23 protein-coding genes and 1 pseudogene are annotated in these 23242 nt (G+C 68.5%); 13 read left to right on the top strand and 11 right to left on the bottom strand.

The genetic code is table 11. The features are described 5' to 3' along the window. Positions 1-8: 8 nt before the first annotated feature. Together EPN51_RS22600 and EPN51_RS22595 are read right to left on the bottom strand one after the other, a co-directional pair. Positions 9-557, bottom strand: a complete 549-nt coding sequence (locus EPN51_RS22600) for a TetR/AcrR family transcriptional regulator (RefSeq protein WP_293047119.1) — start codon at positions 555-557, stop codon at positions 9-11. Further along, positions 541-987, bottom strand: a complete 447-nt coding sequence (locus tag EPN51_RS22595; protein WP_293047117.1) for an SRPBCC family protein — start codon at positions 985-987, stop codon at positions 541-543. The genes EPN51_RS22600 and EPN51_RS22595 overlap by 17 nt, the downstream gene beginning before the upstream one ends. 206 nt (positions 988-1193) lie before the next feature. Between EPN51_RS22595 and nrdF the strand changes: the two genes are divergently transcribed. Both nrdF and EPN51_RS22585 read left to right on the top strand, forming a co-directional pair. After that, on the top strand, positions 1194-2168 hold the full coding sequence (gene nrdF / locus EPN51_RS22590) for a class 1b ribonucleoside-diphosphate reductase subunit beta (RefSeq protein WP_293047115.1): 975 nt from the start codon (positions 1194-1196) through the stop codon (positions 2166-2168). Positions 2169-2297: 129 nt separating this feature from the next. Further along, positions 2298-2708, top strand: coding sequence for a DUF3349 domain-containing protein (locus EPN51_RS22585; protein ID WP_293047114.1), 411 nt, complete (start codon positions 2298-2300; stop codon positions 2706-2708). Between the two features lie 4 nt (positions 2709-2712). Here the strand turns inward: EPN51_RS22585 and EPN51_RS22580 are convergent, their stop codons facing one another. Beyond that, on the bottom strand, positions 2713-3753 hold the full coding sequence (locus EPN51_RS22580) for an NAD(P)-dependent alcohol dehydrogenase (protein WP_293047112.1): 1041 nt from the start codon (positions 3751-3753) through the stop codon (positions 2713-2715). 118 nt (positions 3754-3871) lie between these two features. After that, positions 3872-4978 (bottom strand): iron-siderophore ABC transporter substrate-binding protein, encoded by a 1107-nt coding sequence (locus tag EPN51_RS22575; protein ID WP_293047110.1) that lies wholly within the window; start codon positions 4976-4978, stop codon positions 3872-3874. 285 nt (positions 4979-5263) lie between these two features. Here EPN51_RS22575 and ctaD point away from each other — a divergent pair, with 285 nt between their 5' ends. The 8 genes from ctaD (at position 5264) to EPN51_RS22535 (ending at position 13961) form a co-directional block, all read left to right on the top strand. Then, positions 5264-7009 (top strand): cytochrome c oxidase subunit I, encoded by a 1746-nt coding sequence (gene ctaD / locus EPN51_RS22570; RefSeq protein ID WP_293047108.1) that lies wholly within the window; start codon positions 5264-5266, stop codon positions 7007-7009. 24 nt (positions 7010-7033) lie between these two features. Beyond that, positions 7034-8272 (top strand): phosphoserine phosphatase SerB, encoded by a 1239-nt coding sequence (gene serB, locus EPN51_RS22565; protein ID WP_293047106.1) that lies wholly within the window; start codon positions 7034-7036, stop codon positions 8270-8272. A 172-nt stretch (positions 8273-8444) separates the two neighbouring features. Continuing rightward, entirely contained in the window at positions 8445-9320 is an 876-nt protein-coding gene (locus EPN51_RS22560; RefSeq protein WP_293047104.1) for an ABC transporter ATP-binding protein, read from the top strand. After that, positions 9317-10138, top strand: coding sequence for an NUDIX hydrolase (locus EPN51_RS22555; RefSeq protein ID WP_293047102.1), 822 nt, complete (start codon positions 9317-9319; stop codon positions 10136-10138). Before EPN51_RS22560 ends, EPN51_RS22555 begins: the two co-directional genes overlap by 4 nt. After that, complete coding sequence (locus tag EPN51_RS22550) at positions 10135-10899, top strand: enoyl-CoA hydratase (RefSeq protein WP_293047100.1); 765 nt, start codon at positions 10135-10137, stop codon at positions 10897-10899. The genes EPN51_RS22555 and EPN51_RS22550 overlap by 4 nt, the downstream gene beginning before the upstream one ends. Positions 10900-10909: 10 nt before the next feature. Further along, positions 10910-11881, top strand: coding sequence for a class I SAM-dependent methyltransferase (locus EPN51_RS22545; RefSeq protein WP_293047098.1), 972 nt, complete (start codon positions 10910-10912; stop codon positions 11879-11881). A 106-nt stretch (positions 11882-11987) separates the two neighbouring features. Further along, positions 11988-13205 (top strand): class I SAM-dependent methyltransferase, encoded by a 1218-nt coding sequence (locus tag EPN51_RS22540; protein ID WP_293047096.1) that lies wholly within the window; start codon positions 11988-11990, stop codon positions 13203-13205. Between the two features lie 72 nt (positions 13206-13277). Then, the gene (locus tag EPN51_RS22535) at positions 13278-13961 is read left to right on the top strand and encodes an esterase (protein WP_293047094.1); all 684 of its coding nucleotides are present in this window, start codon (positions 13278-13280) and stop codon (positions 13959-13961) included. Between the two features lie 59 nt (positions 13962-14020). Here the strand turns inward: EPN51_RS22535 and EPN51_RS22530 are convergent, their stop codons facing one another. Further along, the gene (locus tag EPN51_RS22530) at positions 14021-14404 is read right to left on the bottom strand and encodes a DUF6264 family protein (RefSeq protein ID WP_293047277.1); all 384 of its coding nucleotides are present in this window, start codon (positions 14402-14404) and stop codon (positions 14021-14023) included. A gap of 24 nt (positions 14405-14428) precedes the next feature. Then, the gene (locus tag EPN51_RS22525; RefSeq protein WP_293047092.1) at positions 14429-15706 is read right to left on the bottom strand and encodes a PQQ-binding-like beta-propeller repeat protein; all 1278 of its coding nucleotides are present in this window, start codon (positions 15704-15706) and stop codon (positions 14429-14431) included. Positions 15707-15979: 273 nt separating this feature from the next. Between EPN51_RS22525 and EPN51_RS22520 the strand changes: the two genes are divergently transcribed. Next, positions 15980-16717: an acetyltransferase gene (locus EPN51_RS22520; protein ID WP_293047090.1), complete on the top strand. Its 738-nt coding sequence runs from the start codon at positions 15980-15982 to the stop codon at positions 16715-16717. A gap of 170 nt (positions 16718-16887) precedes the next feature. Here the strand turns inward: EPN51_RS22520 and EPN51_RS22515 are convergent, their stop codons facing one another. From EPN51_RS22515 to EPN51_RS22505, 3 genes are read right to left on the bottom strand one after another with little or no spacing between them, the layout of a single operon-like run. Beyond that, on the bottom strand, positions 16888-18216 hold the full coding sequence (locus EPN51_RS22515) for a deoxyribodipyrimidine photo-lyase (RefSeq protein WP_293047088.1): 1329 nt from the start codon (positions 18214-18216) through the stop codon (positions 16888-16890). A 12-nt stretch (positions 18217-18228) separates the two neighbouring features. Beyond that, a complete protein-coding gene (locus EPN51_RS22510) occupies positions 18229-18708 on the bottom strand; it encodes a TspO/MBR family protein (protein WP_293047086.1) in 480 nt (159 codons plus the stop codon). Beyond that, on the bottom strand, positions 18705-20813 hold the full coding sequence (locus EPN51_RS22505; RefSeq protein ID WP_293047085.1) for an MMPL family transporter: 2109 nt from the start codon (positions 20811-20813) through the stop codon (positions 18705-18707). The genes EPN51_RS22510 and EPN51_RS22505 overlap by 4 nt, the downstream gene beginning before the upstream one ends. Positions 20814-20955: 142 nt before the next feature. Here EPN51_RS22505 and fni point away from each other — a divergent pair, with 142 nt between their 5' ends. Together fni and EPN51_RS22495 are read left to right on the top strand one after the other, a co-directional pair. Beyond that, positions 20956-21978, top strand: coding sequence for a type 2 isopentenyl-diphosphate Delta-isomerase (fni, locus tag EPN51_RS22500; RefSeq protein WP_293047275.1), 1023 nt, complete (start codon positions 20956-20958; stop codon positions 21976-21978). A 152-nt stretch (positions 21979-22130) separates the two neighbouring features. Next, positions 22131-22349, top strand: a pseudogene (locus EPN51_RS22495) (glycosyltransferase); the annotation flags it as partial. Here the strand turns inward: EPN51_RS22495 and EPN51_RS22490 are convergent. Continuing rightward, positions 22346-22918, bottom strand: coding sequence for a MarR family transcriptional regulator (locus tag EPN51_RS22490; RefSeq protein WP_293047083.1), 573 nt, complete (start codon positions 22916-22918; stop codon positions 22346-22348). The pseudogene EPN51_RS22495 and the gene EPN51_RS22490 overlap by 4 nt on opposite strands. A gap of 94 nt (positions 22919-23012) precedes the next feature. Continuing rightward, positions 23013-23198, bottom strand: coding sequence for a hypothetical protein (locus EPN51_RS22485; RefSeq protein WP_293047081.1), 186 nt, complete (start codon positions 23196-23198; stop codon positions 23013-23015). Positions 23199-23242 lie beyond the last annotated feature (44 nt).

The following is a 23242-nucleotide window of genomic DNA, read 5'->3' as shown; positions in this document are numbered from 1 at the left end:
AATCACCGCTAGCGCCTGAGGAGTTCGACGAAGGCCGTCGCGGCCGCGTCCACGCCGGCATCGTCGCCGGTGGCGACCAGATCCAGCAGCAGGCCCCGGATGACGGCCAGACCAAGCCGCACGGCGGCGGGGTCGACCGGACCGCCGGTGGGGTTCTGCAGCGCCTCGACCTCGGTCAGCCAGCCCTCGACGGCACCGGGAACCATTCGGGCAAAAGGCTTTTCGCCCTGTACGGCGCGGGCGTAACACTCGAAGAACAGACGCTCGGACTGGCGCAGTTCGGGCCGACGGAGGTCGGCCCACATGGCGGCAAAGCCGTCGGCGGGATCGGCGGGCAATTCGGCCAGCAGCCCCATCTGGCGGCGCTCGACCTCCTCGACGATCGCCACAAGCATGTCTTCCCGAGACCCGAAGTGGTGCAACAGCATTCGGTGGCTTGTACCGACCGCGTCGGCCACCGCGCGCAGCGGTCGGTCACCGATGCCGCCGGCGGCGAACTCGGCGACGAGTGCATCGAGCAGTTGTCGGCGCCGCTCGGTGTCAGGAGTGCGTGCCATCGGCGCGGCTGAGCTGCTCGGAGCGGGCCTTGAGGCCTTGGGCCTCGAGTTTGAGGTAGCGCTTGGTCATCGATCCCATGAGCCGCCCGACAAGAGCGCCGAATACGCCGTTCTGGTCGATCCGCTGGCGCACCAGGGTGCCGCCGCCCGGTTGGGCGATCACGTCGTGGCGGGCGCTGGCCGTGGCACCGGGAGCGCGTTGCACCCACGTCCAGGACGTGCCCGGGTCGATCTCGGTGACCCGCCAGACCAGCTTCGACATGCGTGGCTGCTTGATCGCGAACCGCTTGCCGACGGCGAGGCCGGGGCCGTCCAGCCCGGTCAGGGAGGTCACCGAGGCGGTCCACTCCGGCCAGCGCTCGACGTCGTTGAAGACTTCCCAGACCAGTTGCGGCGGTGCGTCGATCTCGACGCTGTCCTCGGTAATCATGTACCAAATGGTACATCGTGGCGCGGGTTTTGCCTACGTCATGCCGGCGAACGCGCAATACTGGATAAGGAAGAAAAATCTGGCGGCCTACGGGCGTGCGCGACACGCAAACACAAGTTCTTGTGTTCCGCAGTGTTGTCGTACCCCAGGGGTAGTGTCTGGAGCCTGACATCCCTCAGGCAAACGGCGTGTGAAGTGGGGTTCTGGTGACCGGAAACATGAAGCTGATCGACCGGGTTTCAGCGATCAACTGGAACCGGGTGCAAGACGAGAAGGACGCCGAGGTCTGGGACCGGCTGACCGGAAACTTCTGGCTGCCCGAGAAGGTGCCGGTATCCAACGACATCCCGTCCTGGGGCACCCTGACCGCCCACGAAAAACAGCTGACCATGCGGGTGTTCACCGGCCTGACGCTGCTGGACACCATCCAGGGCACCGTCGGCGCGGTCAGCCTGATTCCCGACGCGCTGACCCCGCACGAGGAGGCCGTCTACACCAACATCGCCTTCATGGAGTCGGTCCACGCCAAGAGCTACAGCCAGATCTTCTCCACGCTGTGCTCGACGGTCGAGATCGACGACGCGTTCCGCTGGTCGGAGGAAAATCCCAACCTGCAGCGCAAGGCCGAGATCGTCATGCAGTACTACCGCGGCGACGAGCCGCTCAAACGCAAGGTGGCCTCCACGCTGCTGGAGAGCTTCCTGTTCTACTCCGGGTTCTACCTGCCGATGTACTGGAGCAGCCGGGCCAAGCTGACCAACACCGCCGACGTGATCCGGCTGATCATCCGCGACGAGGCGGTGCACGGCTACTACATCGGCTACAAATTCCAGCGCGGCCTGGCGCTGGTCGACGAGGCACGCAGGCAGGAGCTCAAGGACTACACCTACGAATTGCTCTTCGAGCTCTACGACAACGAGGTGGAGTACACCCAGGACCTCTACGACGAGGTCGGGCTGACCGAGGACGTCAAGAAGTTCCTGCGCTACAACGCCAACAAGGCGCTGATGAACCTCGGCTACGAGGCGCTGTTCCCGCGCGACGAGACGGACGTGAACCCGGCGATCCTGTCGGCCCTGTCACCCAACGCCGACGAGAACCATGACTTCTTCTCCGGCTCGGGCTCGTCGTACGTGATCGGCAAGGCCGTCAACACCGAGGACGAGGACTGGGACTTTTAGCGCTGCGACCATGCAGGGCGCGGGGGAGCGGGGCAATTCAGCCAAGCGGTTTGTGAACGCCGCGTGAATTGTCGCCGGGGCGCGACGGCCCGGTGGCAGTGTTGATACCGCTGCCCCGACACTGTTGAGGTGACCAATACCGCCGCGTCTCACACCGCCAATTTCTGCCGCTCAGTGCTGCGCTGGCTGCGCGCCGGCTACCCCGAGGGTGTCCCCGGACCTGACCGGGTGCCTTTGCTCGCGCTGCTGCGCAGCACGCCGCTGACCGAAGCGCAGATTAAAGACGTGGTGCGCGAAATCACCAAGGACGGATCACCGGCGCTCGCTGACGGTGTGATCGACCGAGACGAGATCGCCGAATTCATCTCCGACATGACCCACTACGACGCGGGGCCCGAGAACGTGATCCGGGTGGCCGCCACGTTGGCCGCCGTCGGGTGGCCGCTGGCCGGAATCGACGTCAGCCAAGCCATCCCCGGTGACGAGTGGGGGGAGGCGGCGGAAATCGCCGCACGCGGGTCCGCATCCGAAAGCGCTTGAGCCGCTACAGCTTCGAGATGTCGATGACGAAGCGGTAGCGGACGTCGCTGGCCAGCACGCGCTCGTAGGCCTCGTTGATGTAGTCGGGGTCGATGACCTCGATCTCGGGCGTCACGTTGTGCTCGGCGCAGAAGTCCAACATCTCCTGGGTCTCGGCGATCCCACCGATGTTCGACCCGGACAGGCTGCGGCGGGCCAGCGCCAGCGAGAACGCGCCCACCTCCATGGGGTGCTCGGGGATGCCCAATTCGACAAGGGTGCCGTCGACGTCGAGCAGGCTCAGGTAGTCGTTGAGGTTCAGGTTTGCCGAGACGGTGTTCAGCATCAGGTCGAAGCTGCTGCGCAGCTTCTTGAAGGTGTCGCGGTCGGAGGTGGCGTAGTAATGCTTGGCGCCGAGGCGCAGCCCGTCTTCCATTTTCTTCAACGACTGTGACAGCACCGTCACCTCGGCGCCCATCGCCGCGCCCAGCTTGACGCCCATGTGCCCCAGGCCACCCAGGCCGATGATCGCCAGCCGGGTGCGCGGCCCGGCCTTCCAGTGCCGCAGCGGGGAGAACAGCGTGACCCCCGCACACAGCAGCGGCGCCGCCTTGTCCAGCGGCAGCGAGTCGGGGATGCGCAAGACGAAGTTTTCGTCGACGACGATCGCCTGGCTGTAGCCGCCCTGCGTCGTCGTGCCGTCTTTATCCGTGCCGTTGTAGGTGAAGGTCGCGCCCTTCTTGCAGTACTGCTCGAGCCCGGCCTGACAGCTGCTGCACTGACCGCAGGAATTCACCATGCAGCCCACGCCGACGTGGTCGCCCGCCTTGAACCTGGTGACCTCGGAGCCGACCTCGGTGACGACGCCGGCAATCTCGTGGCCCACGACCACGGGGTATTTCGGTGTGCCCCATTCGCTTTTGGCCGTGTGGATGTCGGAGTGGCAGATGCCGGCAAACTTGATGTCGATCGCCACGTCCCGCGGGCCCGGGTCGCGCCGCTCGATGGTGGTCTTGGTCAGCGGTTCGGTCGCCGACGTGGCGGCGTATGCCGAAACAGTGCTCATGGATATCCCTCTTCGATGTGATGGCTTCGAACAAAATTTTAGCTAGGGTAACGTTCTTCCGCCAACTGACGGGGCGAACATCACGTTATGACGATGCCTGCGTAGCGGCTGCCCGCCGTCAGTTGATCGGGGCGTTCACCAGGCGCAGGTCGTCGACGATGCCGCGGGCCGCGATCAGGCCCTCGCCGGTTTGCCAGATCTCGTCGTTAACGACATAGACCCGGTTGTCCCGGTTGGCGGCCAGCTTGCGCCACGGGCCGCTGTCCAGGACCGTGGCGGCCCGATCGGCGGCGGCCGGGGTGGCGCACGACAGGTACACCACGTCCGCGTCGGCGATGGACAGATCTGGGTTCTTCGCGAGGTCCGCGTCGGTGGCGCCGATCTCGATGTAGGGCTTGTCGGTGAACCGCTGCGCCGCCGGCCGGTCCACCCCGACCGCCCCGAGCACGCTGGCCGGGAAGTTGTGGGCGCCGTACACCCGGATCGATCCGGTGGTCAGCTGCACGATGGACGCCTGAAAGTGGGAGGCGTCATGCCGCGCGCCGACGTCGGTCGCCCGCTGGGAAAACCCGCTGAGCAATGCGTCCACCGCGCCACCGCGCGCGGTGGCTGCGCCGACGGTGCGCAGGTTGTCTTCCCACGCCGCGCCCGGTGCGCCCGTGAACACGGTCGGGGCGATCGCCGCCAGCTGCGCATACAACGTGGGCGTCAGCCCCTGCGATCCCAGGATGAGATCGGGGTGGGCCGCCGCGACCGCCTTCAGGTCCGGGTGCGAGCGCGCGCCGGCGCCGGGCACACCGTGCAGCGCGCCGCCCAGATAGGCCGGCTGGCCCGACGAGCCGTCCGGCAACGCGGCGGCGACCACCCGCGATTGCAGGCCCAGCGCGCACAACGCGTCGAGCTGGTCGCCGGAGAGCACCACGATGCGCTGCGGGTCGGCGGCCACCTGCACCACGTCCGGCTCGACCCCCGCGGCGTTGTGGACGCGCCGCCTCGAGGCCCCCGAATCGGCCTCGGCGGCGTCTCGGGCACACGAATCGTCGGGCCGGCGGTCGTTTCCGAGCACGCCGGCCCCCGCGATTTGGGTGGTGGGCGTGACCAGCGAGCGGGTCGGTGTCCGGGCGGCGGGCGTGTCGGACCCGCAGCCGGCGCATGCCGCGACGAGCGCCGCCGTCACCGCGGTGGCCGCGGCGAGTCGGGCGGGTCTGATCACGCCGAACAACACGCGTCAGACGCTAACATCCGGCCAGCGTGGCGATCGCGAGCGCGGCGGAGCCGGGCGAAGCGGGTCGCCACGATCGGGCTCGTGGCGATCGCGAGCGCGGCGGAGCCGGGCGAAGCGGGTCGCCACGATCGGCCCCGCCCGGCGCCGCGCCGAAGGACAAGCCACCCCGCCGACCCATTTACGACAGTTTGTAGGACCAGCCCTGACGTCGCCATGATCGACGGCTAAGATTCGTCTCAATAGTGATGTTGGGCCAGTATCCGATCCGGATGTTTGGAGAAGCTGTTGACAGCCGAAGCGCCCCCCTTGGGAGAACTCGAGGCCGTTCGTCCGTACCCGGACCGCACGGGCCCCAAAGGGAACCTTATCTACAAACTGATCACCACCACCGATCACAAGCTGATCGGCGTGATGTACACCGTCACCTGCTTCGCCTTCTTCTTCATAGGCGGGCTGATGGCGTTGCTGATGCGCACCGAGCTGGCCGCTCCGGGGCTGCAGTTCCTGTCCAACGAGCAGTTCAACCAGCTGTTCACCATGCACGGCACGATCATGCTGCTGCTGTACGCCACACCGGTGGTGTTCGGTTTCGCCAACCTGGTGCTGCCGCTGCAGATCGGAGCGCCCGACGTGGCGTTCCCGCGGCTGAACGCCTTCTCGTACTGGCTGTTCCTGTTCGGCGGGCTGATCGCGGCGTCCGGTTTCCTCGTCCCGGGTGGGGCCGCCGACTTCGGCTGGACCGCCTACACGCCGCTGTCTGACGCCATCCACTCGCCCGGCGCCGGGGGAGACCTGTGGATCACCGGCCTGATCCTCGCGGGTCTGGGCACCATCCTGGGTGCGGTCAACATGATCACCACCGTGGCGTGCATGCGCGCACCCGGCATGACGATGTTCCGGATGCCGATCTTCACCTGGAACATCCTGGTGACCTCGATCCTGATCCTGATCGTGTTCCCGCTGCTGACGGCCGCGCTGTTCGGCCTGGCCGCCGACCGCCATCTGGGCGCCCACATCTACGACGCCGCCAACGGCGGGGTTCTGTTGTGGCAGCACCTGTTCTGGTTCTTCGGCCATCCCGAGGTCTACATCATCGCGCTGCCGTTCTTCGGCATCGTCAGCGAGATCATCCCGGTGTTCTCGCGGAAACCGATCTTCGGCTACACCACGCTGGTCTACGCGACCCTGTCGATCGCGGGCCTGTCGGTCGCGGTGTGGGCGCACCACATGTTCGCCACCGGAGCCGTTCTGCTGCCGTTCTTCTCGTTCATGACGTACCTGATCGCGGTGCCGACCGGGATCAAGTTCTTCAACTGGATCGGCACCATGTGGAAGGGCCAGTTGACGTTCGAGACGCCGATGCTGTTTTCGCTCGGCTTCATGCTCACCTTCCTGCTCGGTGGTCTGACCGGCGTGATGCTGGCCAGCCCGCCGATCGACTTCCACGTCACCGACAGCTATTTCGTCGTCGCGCACTTCCACTACGTGCTGTTCGGCACCATCGTGTTCTCCACCTTCGCCGGCATCTACTTCTGGTTCCCGAAGGTGACCGGCCGGCTGCTCGACGAGCGGCTGGGCAAGCTGCACTTCTGGCTGACGTTCATCGGGTTCCACACCACCTTCCTGGTGCAGCACTGGCTGGGAAACCTGGGTATGCCCCGCCGCTACGCCGACTACCTGGCCAGCGACGGCTTCCAGCCCTACAACATCGCGTCGACGGTGGGCGCCTTCATCCTGGGCGCGTCGATGTTCCCGTTCGTCTGGAACGTCTTCAAGAGCTGGCGCTACGGCGAGGTCGTCACGGTCGACGACCCGTGGGGCTACGGCAACTCGCTGGAGTGGGCGACCAGTTGCCCGCCGCCGCGGCACAACTTCACCGAGCTGCCCCGAATCCGTTCGGAGCGGCCGGCATTCGAGTTGCACTACCCGCACATGGTGGAGCGGCTGCGCGCCGAGGCCCATGTGGGTCGGGCCCACGGGCCCGCGGACAAGGACGTCACCAGGCTGGACGACGTCCAGGTTCGCAGCTGATGGCCTGACGGGCGGCTGTCGGGAGTGAACTCACCACCACCCAAGGTGTCGGTGCTGATCACCGTCACCGGCGTGGACCAACCGGGCGTGACCGCGACCCTCTTCGAGGCGTTGTCGCGGCATGGCGTCGAGCTGCTCAACGTCGAACAGGTGGTGATCCGGCACCGCCTGACGCTCGGCGTGCTGGTGCGCTGCCCGCCGGACGTCGCCGACGGTTCCGCGCTGCGCCACGACGTCGAGTCGGCCATCCGCAAGGTGGGCCTCGACGTCAGCATCGAGCGCAGCGACGAGGTGCCGATCATTCGGGAACCCTCGACGCACACCATTTTCGTGCTGGGCCGGCCGATTACCGCCGGCGCGTTCGGCGCGGTCGCCCGCGAGGTGGCCGCGCTGGGCGTCAACATCGACCTGATCCGCGGCGTCTCCGACTATCCGGTGACCGGGCTCGAGCTGCGGGTCTCGGTCCCGCCCGGAGCCGACGGCCGGTTGCGGACCGCCCTGAACCGGGTGTCCGGCGAAGAGCACATCGATGTCGCCGTCGAGGACTACACGCTCGAGCGGCGGGCCAAACGGCTCATCGTGTTCGACGTGGACTCGACGCTGGTGCAGGGCGAGGTCATCGAGATGCTGGCGGCGCGGGCGGGCGCCGAGGGCAAGGTCGCCGCGATCACCGACGCCGCGATGCGGGGCGAGCTGGACTTCGCCCAATCGCTCGAGCAGCGGGTGGCGACGCTGGCGGGGTTGCCGGCCACGGTGATCGACGAGGTCGCCGACCAGCTGGAGCTGATGCCGGGCGCGCGGACCACGCTGCGGACCCTGCGGCGGCTGGGTTACGCGTGCGGCGTGGTGTCCGGGGGCTTCCGGCGGATCATCGAGCCGTTGGCCGAGGAGCTGATGCTGGACTACGTCGCGGCCAACGAGCTCGAGATCGTCGACGGCACCCTTACCGGCCGTGTGATCGGACCTATCGTCGATCGCGCCGGAAAGGCAACGGCGCTAAGGGAATTCGCGCAGCATGCCGGGGTCCCGATGGCGCAGACGGTCGCCGTGGGCGACGGCGCCAACGACATCGACATGCTGGCCGCGGCCGGGCTGGGGATCGCGTTCAACGCCAAGCCCGCGCTGCGGGAAGTGGCGGACGCGTCGCTGAGCCACCCGTACCTGGACACGGTGTTGTTTCTGCTGGGCATCACCCGCGGCGAAATCGAGGCCGCCGACGCGATCGACGGCGAGATCCGCCGGGTGGAAATCCCGCCGGAGTAGGCGGCCTCCTCGTCGCGAGCGGACGGATAAGCGCACGATCTCGGCCATTTTCATGCGATTCCGCGTCTGGTGACCGGGCGGGGCCCGGCGACGCGCCGCTGGTGGAACCCGGCAGGTATTCGAGCGTCGCGGTACGGCACGATGGTCGGGTGCCGGAAAACGGAAGCCGGAGGTGAAGCCCGAGGATTCGAGAGAATCCGACGGCGCAGCCGACCAGACCAGCGAGGCAGCCGACCCCGATCTGCTGATCGAGTTGCGCGAGGTGGTGCTGCAGCGCGGCGGCAACGTCCTGGTCGGGCCGCTCGATTGGGCTGTCGAACTCGACGAGCGTTGGGTGATCGTCGGGCCCAACGGGGCCGGCAAAACGTCGCTGTTGCGGATCGCCGCGGCGGCCGAACATCCGTCGTCCGGTGTGGCTTTCGTGCTCGGTGAGCGGCTGGGCCGGGTCGACGTGACGGAGTTGCGTTCGCGCATCGGGCTCAGTTCGTCCGCTTTGGCGCAGCGCGTGCCCGGCGATGAAGTGGTGCGCGATCTCGTCGTCTCGGCCGGCTACGCGGTGCTGGGCAGGTGGCGCGAGCGCTACGAAGACGTCGACTACCGCCGGGCGATCGACATGCTGGAGAGCCTCGGCGCCGAGCATCTGGCGGACCGCACCTACGGCACGCTCTCGGAAGGCGAGCGCAAGCGGGTGCTGATCGCCCGCGCGCTGATGACCGACCCCGAACTGCTGCTGCTCGACGAACCGGCCGCCGGCCTGGACCTGGGCGGCCGCGAGGAGCTGGTGGCGCGGCTGGCCGACCTGGCCGCCGACCCCGACGCGCCCGCCCTGGTGCTGGTCACCCATCACGTCGAGGAGATCCCGCCCGGGTTCAGCCACTGCATGCTGCTTGCGGAAGGCCAGGTGGTGGCCGCGGGACTGCTCACCGACGTGCTGACCGCCGAGAATCTGTCCACCGCATTCGGCCAAGCGATCGCCCTCGACGTGGTCGACGGGCGCTACTTCGCGCGGCGAGTCCGTACCCGCGCAGCCCACCGGAGGCAGTTATGACATCACCCGAGGAAACCCCGCTCGTTCCCCGGCCGGCGGCGACCGTGATGCTGGTCCGCGATGACGCCCCCGGCCTGAGCGTCTTCCTGATGCGCCGGCACGCCAAGATGGAGTTCGCCGCGGGGACGATGGTGTTTCCCGGCGGCGGCGTCGACGACCGCGACCGCAACGCCGACATCGCGTGGGCCGGCCCGACGCCGGAGTGGTGGGCCCAGCGCTTCGGCATCGAACCCGACCTGGCCGAGGCGCTGGTCTGCGCCGCGGCCCGCGAGACGTTCGAGGAATCCGGGGTGCTGTTCGCCGGCCCGGCGGGGGACCCGGACGGCATCGTCGGCGATGCGTCGGTGTACGGCGACGCGCGCCGGGCGCTGGCCGACGGGACGTTGTCGTTCGCGGACTTCCTGCGGCGGGAAAACCTGGAGCTGCGCTCGGACCTGTTGCGGCCGTGGGCCAACTGGGTCACCCCGGAGGCCGAGCGCACCCGCCGTTACGACACCTATTTCTTCGTGGGTGCCCTGCCCCAGGGGCAGCGCGCCGACGGCGAGAACACCGAATCCGACCGGGCGGGCTGGGCGTTGCCGCAGGACGCCATCGACGACTTCGAGGCCGGCCGCAACATCCTGCTGCCGCCGACCTGGACCCAGCTGGACTCGCTGGCCGGCCGTAGCGTCCCCGAGGTGCTGGCCGTGGAGCGCCAGATCGTGACCGTGCAGCCTCTCCTCGAAAAGCGCGGCGACAACTGGGTTTTCGAGTTCTTTGACTCCGACCGCTATCACCGTGCGCGCGAATCGGGCGGTTCCATGAAGTGGCCGCTGTGAGCGAGTTCGTCAGCGTCGTGGTCAGCGACGGTTCGCAGGACGCCGGCCTCGCCATGCTGCTGCTGTCGCGCCCCCCGACGAACGCGATGACCCGCCAGGTCTACCGGGAGGTCATCGCCGCGGCCGAGGAATTGGGGCGGCGCGACGACGTCGCCGTCGTGATCCTGTTCGGCGGTCACGAGATCTTCTCCGCCGGCGACGACATGCCCGAGCTGCGGACGCTGCGGGGCCCCGAAGCCGAGACCGCGGCCCGGGTCCGGCAGGAGGCCATCGACGCGGTGGCGGCCATCCCCAAGCCGACCGTGGCCGCGATCACGGGATACGCCCTGGGCGCCGGGCTCACGCTGGCCCTGGCCGCCGATTGGCGGATCGCCGGTGACAACGTGAGGTTCGGCGCGACCGAAATCCTGGCCGGCCTGGTGCCCGGCGGCGATGCGATGGCCCGCCTGACCCGGGCGGCGGGGGCCAGCAAGGCCAAGGAGCTGGTGTTCAGCGGGCGGTTCTTCGACGCCGAAGAAGCCCTGGCGCTGGACCTCATCGACGAAATGGTGGCCCCCGACGACGTGTATGACGCCGCCGCGGGATGGGCGCGCCGTTTCCTCGACGGTCCGCGGCACGCGCTGGCCGCGGCCAAGGCCGGCATCAACGATGTGTTCGACCTGGAGCCGGCCGAGCGGCTCGCCGCCGAGCGCCGCCGCTACGCGGAGGTGTTCTCCGCTGGTCAGGGCGGTGGCGATAGGGCGGACCCCGGCGGCGGTTAGGCTGCCCTTCATGACGAGTTCGACCGACGCCGTTCCGACGCCCCACGCCACCGCCGAGCAGGTGGAGGCCGCCCGGCACGACAGCAAGCTGGCCCAGGTGCTCTACCACGACTGGGAAGCCGAAACCTACGACGAGAAGTGGTCGATCTCCTATGACCAGCGCTGCATCGACTATGCGCGTGGCCGTTTCGACGGGATCGTGCCGGACGAGGTATTGCGAGAGTTGCCCTACGATCGAGCCCTCGAATTAGGCTGTGGCACAGGGTTTTTCCTTCTGAACCTGATTCAGTCCGGGGTCGCGCGCCGCGGGTCGGTGACCGACCTGTCGCCGGGCATGGTCAAGGTCGCCACCCGCAACGGACAGTCGCTGGGCCTGGACATCGACGGCCGGGTCGCCGACGCCGAAGGCATCCCGTACGAAGACAACACCTTCGACTTGGTCGTGGGGCACGCCGTGCTGCACCACATTCCCGACGTCGAGCTTTCGCTGCGGGAGGTGATCCGGGTGCTGCGCCCGGGCGGCCGGTTCGTGTTTGCCGGCGAACCGACCAGCGCCGGCGACGTCTACGCCCGCGAGCTGTCGACGCTGACCTGGCGGATCGCCACCAGCGTCACCAAGCTGCCCGGCCTGGGTAGCTGGCGGCGCCCGCAGGCCGAGCTCGACGAATCCTCCCGGGCCGCCGCGCTGGAGGCCATCGTCGACCTGCACACCTTCACGCCGGGCGACCTCGAGCGGATGGCCGCCGGCGCGGGCGCCACCGAGGTGCGGACCGTCAGTGAAGAGTTCACCGCCGCGATGTTCGGTTGGCCGGTGCGCACGTTCGAGGCGTCGGTGCCGGCCGGTCGGCTGGGCTGGGGCTGGGCGAAATTCGCCTTCACCGGCTGGAAGGCGCTGAGCTGGGCGGATGCCAATGTGTGGCGGCGCGTGGTTCCGAAGGGCTGGTTCTACAACGTGATGGTGACCGGGGTCAAACCCTCCTGAATCCTGGGCTGCGTTTCAGCGCGGCGACGATGCAGGCCGCGCGGCGGCGTGAGGAGGAGCCGGGCAATCAGGTTCAGCGCGGCGACGATGCAGGCCGCGCGGCGGCGTGAGGAGGAGCCGGGCAATCAGGTTCAGCACAAACGACGTCGGGTACCTGCGCTCGCAAGCGGGCGCCGCGGCGCTGGCGGCGGTCGCCGAACTCGCGCTGACCGATGCCACCCGGGTCGCCGACGTCGCCGCCACCCGCGCCCAATTCGGTGACCGGGCGGCGGTGCTGGTGGAGACGGTCCTGTTGCGCCGCCGCGCCTCGGAAAAGCTAGGCGGGCTGGGCCCGGGGGTCACGGTGTCGGACTGGCTGTTCACCGACGAGGCGCTGCAGCAAGCCACCGCGGCGCCGGTGGCGTTGCACCGCGCCGGGCGGCTGGCCCAGGGGCCGGGCGGCCCGAACGTCGTCGTGCACGACGTGACCTGTTCGATCGGCACCGAGCTGGCCGCGCTGCGCGCCCGCGGGATCACGGCCGTGGGCAGCGACCTCGATCCGGTGCGGCTGGCCATGGCGCGCCACAACGTGGGGGCGGCCGGGCTCTGCCGCGCCGACGCGCTGCACCCGGTCACCCGCGACGCCGTGCTCGTCGCCGATCCGGCGCGCCGCGTTGAGGGCCGGCGGCGCCTGCGCACCGATGACTATCAGCCCGGCCTGGCCGCGTTGCTCGACGCCTACCGGGGCCGAGATTTCGCCGTAAAGTGCGCTCCGGGAATCGATTTCGATGAGGTGCGCCGCCTCCGCCTGGACGGGGAAATCGAGGTGACATCCTATCGGGGTTCGGTGCGGGAAGCATGCCTGTGGTCGGCGGGATTGGCGCAGCCCGGCGTCACCCGCCGGGCGAACGTCCTCGATCGCGGCGAGCAGCTCACCGACGCCGACCCGGATGACTGCCCGGTCCGGCCGGTGGGGCGCTGGATCGTCGACCCCGACGGCGCCGTGGTCCGGGCCGGGCTGGTGCGCCACTACGGCGCGCGGCACGGCCTGTGGCAGCTCGATCCCGACATCGCCTACCTCTCGGGTGATCGGCTGCCGGCCGCGGTGCGGGGTTTCGAGGTGCTCGAGCAGCTGGTCTTCGATGAACGACGGCTTCGGCAGGCGTTGTCGGCGCTGGACTGCGCGTCGCTGGAGGTTTTGGTCCGCGGGGTGCGGGTCGACCCCGACGCGCTGCGGAAACGGATGCGGCTGCGGGGCGGCCGGCCGCTGTCGGTGGTCATCACCCGCATCGGTGCGCGGGCCTCCAGCCGCGCGATGGCGTTCGTTTGCCGACCCTCCCGGTAGCGCCGGGTACGCTGGCGGCGGTTACTTTTCCGGTCACCCCCGCCCCGGTTAGTTTGCGAGGACAATTCCACGATGCGTTATCTGATAGCCGCTGCGCTGCTGGTACCGGCGGCGTTGTTGGGTTGGCCCGCCGCGGCCGCGCCAGCGTCGTGTGCCAGCTTGGGCGGCAGCGTCGAGGCCGGCCAGATGTGTCGCGTGCACGCCACCGGGGTCAACTACATGCTCAACATGACGTTTCCCACCGACTACCCGGACCAGCAAGCCCTGACCGACTACATCACCCAAAACCGGGACGGCTTCGTCAACGTCGCGCAGAGTTCCGGGGGCCGTGACCAGCCCTACCAATTAGAGGCCACCACCGACCAGCACAGCGCCGGCCAGCCGCCACACAACACCCGCAGCGTTGTGCTCAAGTTCTTCCAGGATGTCGGGGGTACGCGTTCGTCGATCTGGTACAAGGCGTTCAACTACAACCTCGGCACGAAGCAGCCCATCACCTTCGACAACCTGTTCCCCCCGGGCGCTACGCCGCTGGATGCCATCTTCCCGATCGTCCAGCGCGACTTGGAACGTCAAACCCCTTTGGGTGCCGCGATTTTGCCGTCCACGGGCCATGACCCGTCGCACTATCAGAACTTCGCCATCACCGATGATCAGCTGATCTTCTACTTCGCCCCCGGCGAGATGCTGCCGGCGTTCGGCGGGCCGGCACAGGCGCAGGTACCACGTAACGCCATCCCACCGCTGGCCATCTGAGTGGCGATCGCAAGCGCGGCGTAGTCGGGTACAGCGGGTCGCCACCTTCGGACCTGGGCTCAGACCGGCCCGGCCCGCAACTCGATCGCCACGGCCACGGCCGCCAACGCCACCTGCGCGACGCAACCGATGATCGGGACGAAGAAGGCCGTTCTCTTGCGCACCAGCAGATACACGGCGACCACGACGTCGACGACTAACACGGTGGCACCGCCCCAGGTGCCCAGGTCCATGGCCCGGTCGATCCAGGCGGGATCGCCGCACGTCTGATAGCCGCACGGGTCGGTGCTCATCACGAGCAGGCCAAGCACGACGAAGGTCGCCCCGAACAGGCCTCCGTGGATGACCAGCAAGACGAGTGTCGCCACGATGTCGGCCGTGTTGGTGCGGCGGCCCGCCGCTGTGTTGGTGGTCTCGGCGCCCTGCGCTGTTGGGTCGTCGATCGGCACCACGGGAGTGTGTCCCGGTCAGGCCGGCGCGAAACCGTAGATCTGGCCGTCGCTGGTGGCGGCCACCACCCGGCGGTCGGTGCCGACCGCGGCCCCCAGGGGGTACCCGGTGGCCGCCGGCAGCTCATAGCTGTTCAGCGTGTGGCCGTCACCCGGATCGAAGACCAGCACCGACATCCCGGGTGCGCCATTGGCCGGCGGCCCGCTGACCACCGTGTAGCCGACACCGGCCCCGGCCAGGCTGGAGGACGACAGGGGGACGACGTCGTCGCGGCGCCACACCTGATCGGCGTGGTCACCGGCGTCCTTGAACGCGACCAGCCGGGTGTCGGGCCCACCGCCCGACACGATCAGCCCCTGCGGCGTGACGGCGGGGGGAGTCTGCGCCAGGAATCCCAGCGGCGCCGACCACTTCACCTTCGCGTCCGCGGCGCGTAGTGCCCACAGGCGCTGGTCGCGGCCGTTGACATAGACGGTCGACCCGTCGGCCGACAGCACCGGGCTGGCGATCACGCCGGCGCCCACGGCGTCGCTGGTCCACTCCTTGGTCAGCAGCGGGCTCTGCCCCGGGTGGTACTTCAGCCCCACCAGAACCGCGGCGGGAGCCCCCGGCTGCCAGACGCCGAGCACCGCCACCCCGTTGGCCGCCGAGAAGGCGGGGGCCGCCGCCACCGGGCAGCCCTGGCGGGCCGGTGCGCAATCGGCCAGCCCGCGCAGCGCATCGGTGGGATCGATACCGTCCACCAGGTCGAGTGGGCTGCTCACCACCTGGCCGCGATGGGCGTCGAAAACCAGCACCTGCCCCAGGTGCGTGGCGACGAGCAGCTCGCCATTCCCCAGGAACCGCGGCGTCGTGGGCATGCCGATCACCGGCTGGCGCCACCGCGTCCACTGGGTTATCGGGAAAGACAGGAACGCTCCGGGCTGACCGACGTACAGGTTGTCGAAACCGTCGAGCAGGGGACCGCCGAAGCCGCCGCCCTGGAACAACCGCACACACCAGCGCTGCCGCCCGTTGTTGTTGTTTTCCCACTCCATCAGCGAGCAACCCGCCGACGTCTGGGCGTTGAGTGCCAGATAGCCGCGCGCACTGAGCGCCGGCCCGGCCCCCAGGCTTCCCTTGACCGACCGGGTCCACTGCAACGACAGCTTGGCGGCCCCGCCGGTGGCGGTGTAGCTGCTGTTGGCGGCGTCGGCGAATTGCGCCGGCCATCCCTGCGCGGCCGACGCGTCGACCCACGAGTCGGTGTTGCCGCACGCGTTGACCCCGGCCGTGATCACCGCCGCCAGCAGCACAGATGAGCAACGCCGAAGCCCACGCGGGAGATGTCCGGCCAGCACCTGGTTCCCAAATCCTTCTTCCGACGCGGTCCGCCCGGGGTGACCCGGCCGTGCGGCATGAGCGGCGATTGAGTACAGGTGAGGGTAACCCGTCCCGATCTATGCGCGTCCGATCGGCCGCTCCTCAGGCCGCCGTACCGGCGCGCATCGTCGCCGGCTGTGTTGGATTGCCCGGCTCCTCAGCCCGCCGTACCGGCGTGCATCGTCGCCGGGTTAGGCTTTCCGGCCATGACGAGCATGTGGGGCGCCCCGGTCCACCGCCGCTGGCGTGGATCGAACCTGCGCGACCCGCGCCAGGCCAAATTCCTCACGGTGGCCTCGCTGAAATGGGTGCTGCGCAACCGCGCGTACACCCCCTGGTATCTGGTGCGCTACTGGCGGCTGCTGAAGTTCAAGCTGGCCAACCCGCACATCATCACCCGCGGGATGGTGTTTCTCGGCAAGGGCGTAGAGATCCACGCCACGCCTGAGCTCGCGCAGCTCGAGATCGGTCGCTGGGTCCACATCGGCGACAAGAACACCATCCGGGCGCACGAGGGCTCGCTGCGGTTCGGCGACAAGGTGGTGCTGGGTCGCGACAACGTCATCAACGCCTACCTCGACATCGAGCTCGGCGATTCGGTGTTGATGGCCGACTGGTGCTATGTCTGCGATTTCGACCACCGCATGGACAACATCGACTTGCCGATCAAGGACCAGGGCATCGTCAAGTCCCCGGTGCGGATCGGCCCGGACACCTGGGTGGGCGTCAAGGTGTCGGTGCTGCGCGGCACGTCCGTCGGACGCGGCTGCGTGCTGGGATCGCATGCGGTGGTCCGCGGTGTGATTCCGGACTACTCGATCGCGGTCGGCGCGCCGGCCAAGGTGGTCAAGAACCGCCAGCTCTCCTGGGAGAGCTCGGCCGCGCAGCGCGCCGAACTGGCCGCGGCCCTGGCCGACATCGAACGTAAAAAGGCTTCCCGCTAGCTATTTGGTAGCGGGTGCTCGTCGAACTTGAAATGGAAATTGACGTCGCCCGCATCGACGTTCGTGCCGCATCGGCACCCTGGCGGCACCATGACTCTGCTTGAGGATCTGCTAGCGGATTTGCACGGTGCACGTGGGTTCTCGGACGCGGTCACCGGCAACCTGTCGGCTCAGATGCTTTGATAACGCCGCAGCGCCTCGGCGCGCTCGGCGGCGTGGTCGACGATCGGCGCCGGGTAGCCGTCCGGCCGCTCGCCCCTGCGCAGGTGTGCGTCGTCGGCCGAGCGCAATTCGGGCACCCAACGGCGGATGTAATCGCCTGTGGGGTCGAACTTTTCGCCCTGCGTGTTCGGGTTGAACACCCGGAAGTAGGGCGCGGCATCGGTGCCGCAGCCCGCGCACCACTGCCAACCATGCTGGTTGTTCGCCATGTCCCCGTCCACGAGCTGGTCCAAAAACCATTCGGCGCCCCACTGCCATGGCAGATGAAGGTCCTTGACCAGAAATGACGCGACGATCATCCGCACCCGGTTATGCATGAATCCGGTCTCGCGCAGCTGACGCATCCCGGCGTCGACGAAGGGAAATCCGGTTTCGCCGGCCTTCCACGCCTCGAAGCGGCGCTTGGCCTCGGCGCCGGAGTCGGTGCGGATACCGTCGAAATCGCCGTTCCAGTTGCGCCACGCGCTCGCCGGCCAGTGGTGCAGCACATCGGCGTAGAAATCGCGAAAAGCCAACTCCCGCAGGTACGCTTGCGCCCCACCACCGCGTAGGTCCAGGTCGGCAGCGAGGGTGCGGGGGTGGATGGTGCCGAACTTCAGGTGCGCCGACATCCGGCTGGTGCCCTGAAGGTCAGGCCTGTCGCGGTCGTCGTCGTAGCTTCTCAATGCGTTGTGCACGAACGAGCTCCACTGTTTGTGCGCCGCCGCCTCACCGGCGGCCACTTCGAGTGGGGCGCCGGGGTCGGGGATTTCGCAGTGTTTGATCCGTAGCCCTGCCGGATCGAGCCAGCGCGCGGAGGCGGCGCTGGATTTCGCCGGTGCCCGCCAACCGGCCTTGTGCCACTGCCGCAGAAACGGCGTGAACACCTTGTAGGGCGAGCCATCCGGCTTGGTGATGCGCCCGGGCGACACGAGATAGGGCGACCCCGTCGCCACCAGCGGGACCGCGCCCAATGCGGCCCGCACCCGTTCGTCCCGGCGCTTGCCGAACGGTGCGAAGTCCTGCGAGATGTGCACCGACGACGCGCCGATCTCCTTGGCGATGCGCGGAATTTGTGTGTCGGGCCGCCCGCGGACGACGAGCAGCCGACCGTCCAGATCGTCGCGTACCCGCCGCAGTGAGTCACCCAAGAACTGCAGCCGACGCCGTCCCGACGACCTTTCCAGACGCGGATCGAGCACAAAGCAGGCGAGCACTTCGTCGCTCTCGGCCGCGGCGACCAACGCCGGGTGATCACGCAACCGCAGATCGCGGCGAAACCACAACAGCGCGGGCATTATTCGACCCCCCTAACGATTGAGCCGCCAGATGTGGGCGGACAGGACGGTCGCAAAGCCGCACCACACCGGGTAAGGCAGGAGCGCCAGCCCGCCCCGCGGGGTGGCTTCGGCGGTGCGCCTGACCAGGTCGGCGCTGGAGGCCGTCAGCGCCGCGGCACCGACCGCGGCCGCGCCGAGCTTGTGGTACCGAAAGAAAAGCCAACTCCACCCCGCGTTGAGGAGCAGATTCACCGCCAGTGCCGCGGCGTAGCTACGCGCCCTGTCATGCCGCCCGGTTGTGCGCAACCGGTCGATAGCCACCGCCGACGTGGCCGCGATGTCCACGTAGAGCCCGGTCCACACGGTGGGAAAGGCGGCGCGGGGCGGCTGGTATGCGGGCTTGCGAAGCCGTGAATACCAGCGCGAGGCGGCGTTGGCGCTGGCGACGCTGCCTGCGCCGGCGGCTGCGGCGACGGCCAGGGCGCTCGCGCCCAATATCGACTTGTTCACGGTGTACTCCGTTCGTGTTGGTCGTGATCCGCTTGTCGCTCAACGGTTTCGGTGTGTACGGGGCTGCCGGGCCACCAGATCCGGTCGCCGATGAGGGCGAACAACGCCGGGATGACCAGCGTGCGCACCACGAAGGTGTCGAGCAGGATGCCCAGGCCGACGATGATCCCCAACTGGGTCAGGACGATCAACGGCAACACCCCGAGTACGCAGAACACGGCGGCCAAAACGATTCCCGCGCTGGTGATTACACCGCCGGTCGCCGAGACGGCACGCACCATCCCATCGCGGGCCCCGTGCGGTGCGGCCTCCTCGCGGGCGCGGGTGACCAGAAAGATGGTGTAGTCCACGCCGAGGGCGGCCAAGAACAGGAAGGCGAACAACGGGGTGGTGTTGTCCAGCGCCGGAAAGCCGAAGACGTGGATGCTCGCCCAGGCGCCCATGCCCAGCGCGGCCAGCGCGCCCAGGATCGTTGCGGCCAGCAGGGTCGGTGGCGCAAGGGCGGACCGTAGCAACACGGTGAGGACGACCAGGATGACCGCCAGGATCGCCGGGATCAGCAGCACGCGATCATGCGTGGCCGCATCCCGAATGTCGAGCGCCTGCGCGTCGGCGCCGCCCACCAGCGCGCTGGAGTCGGCGGCCCGCGTCGAATCCCGCAGTGCGGCAATGATACCGAAGGCCTGATTCGACGACGGCGGTGCGTCGATCACCACCGACCACTTCGTCAGCCCCGATGCCGATCGGCCGGACTCGGTCACCGAGGCAACGCCGGGAGTGGCCCCGATTGCCCGCTGTACGGACGAGGCGTGGGCGGTGGGGGCGACGACCAGTGTCGGGTTGGCCAAACCGGCCGGAAAGTGTTCGGCCACAACGTCGTAACCGGACACCGAATCCGCGTGCACGCGGAACTGCTCGGTCTGCGACAACCCGATCCGGGTTCCCCACAAGCCGGCGCCCAGGGCCCCCAGGACCGCAATCGCGGCCACCGCAACCAGCGCGGGACGGCGGACCACCCATTCCGCGATCCGATGCCAGGCGCCGGAATCCAGGGTTGCGTCGTCCCCTGCGTGCGGAATGAACGGCCAAAACAACCGCCGGCCGCCCGCGGCGAGCAACGGCGGCAGGATCACCAACACCGAAACCGCGGCGACCACGAGGCCGCACGCCGCCAGCGCGCCCAGACTGCGCGTGCTCGGGGTGGCGGCGAACAGCAGCGTGAGCAGCGCCAGCACCACGGTGGCATTGCTGGCAACGATGGCCGGCCCCGCCCTGCGCACGGCGTGACGCAACGCGGCCCGGTGCCCGGAATGGCGCCGAAGCTCTTGGCGATATCGAGAGATCAACAGCAGCGCGTAGTTGGTGCCCGCCCCGAACACCAGCACGCTGGTGATCCCGGACGTGGCGCCGTCGAAGCTCAATCCGGTCAACGACGCCACCGCCGTGCCGACCGCGGCGGCGACCCGATCGGCGAATCCGACGACGAGCAATGGGGCCAGCCACAGCACCGGGGACCGGTAGGTGGCGATCAGCAGGAGCGCCACGACCGACGTCGTCACCGCGAGCAAGGTGGCGTTGGCGTTGGTGAAGGCGCTGGCAATGTCGGCGCCGAACGCCGGGCCGCCGGTGATGTGAACCCGCAGCTCCGCAGGCAGCCCCGTCGCCGCGGTCGTACGCAGCGCGGTGACCGTGTCGCCCAGGGCGAGCCCCGACAGGCCGGCGCTGATCGGCACGACGCCCAGGGCGGCCTTCCCGTCCTTCGACGACAGGATCGGCGCGGCGCCGGCGTTCGCGCCGGGTTGCGCGGCGGCCTGTGTCCGATCGCGGGCCGCTTTCGCGGCGCCGATGTCGGGAGGGCCGAGCACCGCACCATCGGCGCGGCTGACCACCACGATCAGCGGGGCGCGGTCACCGCCGGGAAACTGTCGGGCGAGCGTGTTCACCTGTGCGGATTGGGAGTCGTTGGGAAGCGGTTGCGGCGCCTGGCCTGCTGCGGCATTCCCGCCGATGAGCACCATGAAGCCGATGCCCAACAGGGCCGTGACCAGTGCGAGCAGCCACGAACGCCGACCGGTCACAGCGCTGGCCAATGGTTCCCACACCACGAACACAAGCCTTTCAGTTTGTTAAACATTAATCAACTGAAATAACGCATCGCAACGTGGTCGCGCTGGCGGTGCGCACAGGGGGCACTATGGACATTATGTACGCGAGGGCTTACCGGCGGTGACCGCTGACCGGGGCGCGATGAAGGACCGCAAACGACGGCACATCGATGTCTGTCTCAGCGAGCCGGTCGGCTATGACCGTGTCACCACGGGCCTGGACGGCTACCGATTGCCGTATAACGCCCTCACTCAGACGAGCCTGGGTGATATCGACTTGTCCACCACGTTTTTCGGTGTCAACCTGCGGTATCCGATACTCATCGGCGCGATGACCGGAGGCGCCGAGTTGTCCGGGACGATCAACCGGAATTTGGCCGCGGCCGCGCAACAGCTGGGCATCGGCATGATGCTCGGCTCCCAGCGCATCATGCTGGACGACGCGCTGGGGGAGCGCGCCGCGGGCAGCTTCACGGTTCGCGATGTCGCGCCAGATGTCTTGCTGTTCGGCAACATCGGTCTGTCTCAACTGGCGAAGACGGCCGTACCGGACCTGGCGAAGGCCCTCGATCGGGTGGGTGCGGACGCGCTGGCCGTGCATACCAATCCGCTGCAGGAAGCGATGCAGCACGACGGCGACACCGACTTCTCCGGTTCGCTGGTCCGGCTGCGAGAGTCGGCCGACGCCATCGGCTATCCGGTGTTGCTCAAAGAGGTCGGCCATGGGATCGGTCGCGCGGCCGCGGAACTTCTTGGGGCCGAAGGCAAACCTCCGGTCTCCGGAATTGACGTGGCGGGCGCCGGCGGCACGTCGTGGTCACGGGTCGAACAGTTCGTGCGCTACGGCGAACTGCGCTATCCGGATCTGGCCGACTGGGGGATCCCCACCGCGCGCGCGGTCGTGGAGGTGCGCGAGGTGCTACCGCAGATCCCGTTGGTGGCTTCCGGTGGCATTCGCACCGGGATGGACGCGGCCAAGGCGATCGCGCTGGGCGCCGATGTCGTGGCGATGGCCCGGCCGCTGCTGCCGGCCGCGATCGAATCCACCGCCGCCGTTGTGGATTGGCTGCAGCCATTCATCGACGAGCTTCGGGTCTGCCTGCACGGCTGCGGCGCCGCAAGCCTTGCAGGTCTGCGCGACGTCGACCTCGTCCCCGTGACGTAGTTTCGCGCGACGTGGCCGTCACCTTGGCGTGCGGCTCACCGTTCCTGGGGCATCTGCTGCCGACCGGGGCACCGCTGGAAGTCGACGACCTTCGGCGTGCGGTGGGCGCGATCCGACCGGATGCCTCATCGTCGATGGGAACCGTTGGGGCCGCGACCGTGTGCCGGTTCGTGCCGCACGCCGCCATCCTCGACAAGGCCGGCTGCGCGATCACGCATGGGGGGATGGGTACGGACCCGCCTGCCCGCCAAGCTCACCGTGGCGCGCACCGGGTGGCCGCGGGCCTCGCGGCGACGGGGGGCGTGGCCCGCGGTGTGGACCTGATCGAGCGGCGGTTACTGGGCTGCGCGGACGAGAGGCCGGTGCACTAGACGCCGCGTTTCACCGGGCTGCGACGGCCCTTGGCCGTCGCGCGCCTCGGTTCGGTCGCGGGAGCCTTGGGACTTGGTGCTGCGAGTCGGGATTCGAAGCTGGCCATCGCCTCGATCATCGACATGAACACCCGATGTGCCGCCGCCAAGTCGCGATCGGGTAGGTCGGCGAGCGCGGTATGTAGTTCGGCACCAAGGGGAGTGAAAAACGACCGGGCTAGGGCCATCCCCGGTTTCTCGTAGCGGAGCAGGGTCTTGCGCCGGTCCTGGGGATCGGGTTCACGCCGGACGTGGCCGGCGTCGATCATGCGATCGACGAGATAGGTGATCGCGGCCGGTGACACGTCCATCCGCCGTCGCAGCTGTGCCGCCGTCAACGGTTCTCCGGCGGTTTCGGCGACCATGATGTGCAGCAACGCGTGAAAATCCGTGCCGCTGACATCGTTCTGGCGGGCGAAGTGTCGGCCTATGCGGTCGGACTGCGCCGTGATCGCGCGCATATCGGCCGACATCAATTTCTCGAGTTCGGCTCGGCCTGGTCGCCGGTCGGCGGCGGCGTGCTTGGTCACTTACCCGCATCCTTCTTGCAAAATCCGCCAGCCAGCGTATCGGTGACCGCTATCGGCGGCAGGCGAACGCCCGAGCTTTTCTGTGGCCCTCAGCCTACGGCACGCGCGGCGGCTCAGCCGCGGCCGGCGGGCCCTGTCGGGACTTCGCGGAGTCGTGGCCCCGGTTCATCAACGAGTATCGCCACGGGCTCCGGTCGATCGTTCCGTCCGGACGTTGCGCCAGGTGGCGTTTGGCGGTGTCCCGGAAGCGATCCCAGGTGGTGTCTCGGCCGTCGGACATGGCCGGTCCTCGTGGATCCTGTTCACGCGCATCACTTTGCTCGA

Source organism: Mycobacterium sp. (genome assembly GCF_004298145.1).
Lineage (GTDB): Bacteria > Actinomycetota > Actinomycetes > Mycobacteriales > Mycobacteriaceae > Mycobacterium.
The sequence above is the reverse complement of the archived record's forward strand: the minus strand, read 5'-3'. Positions and strand labels throughout refer to the sequence as shown.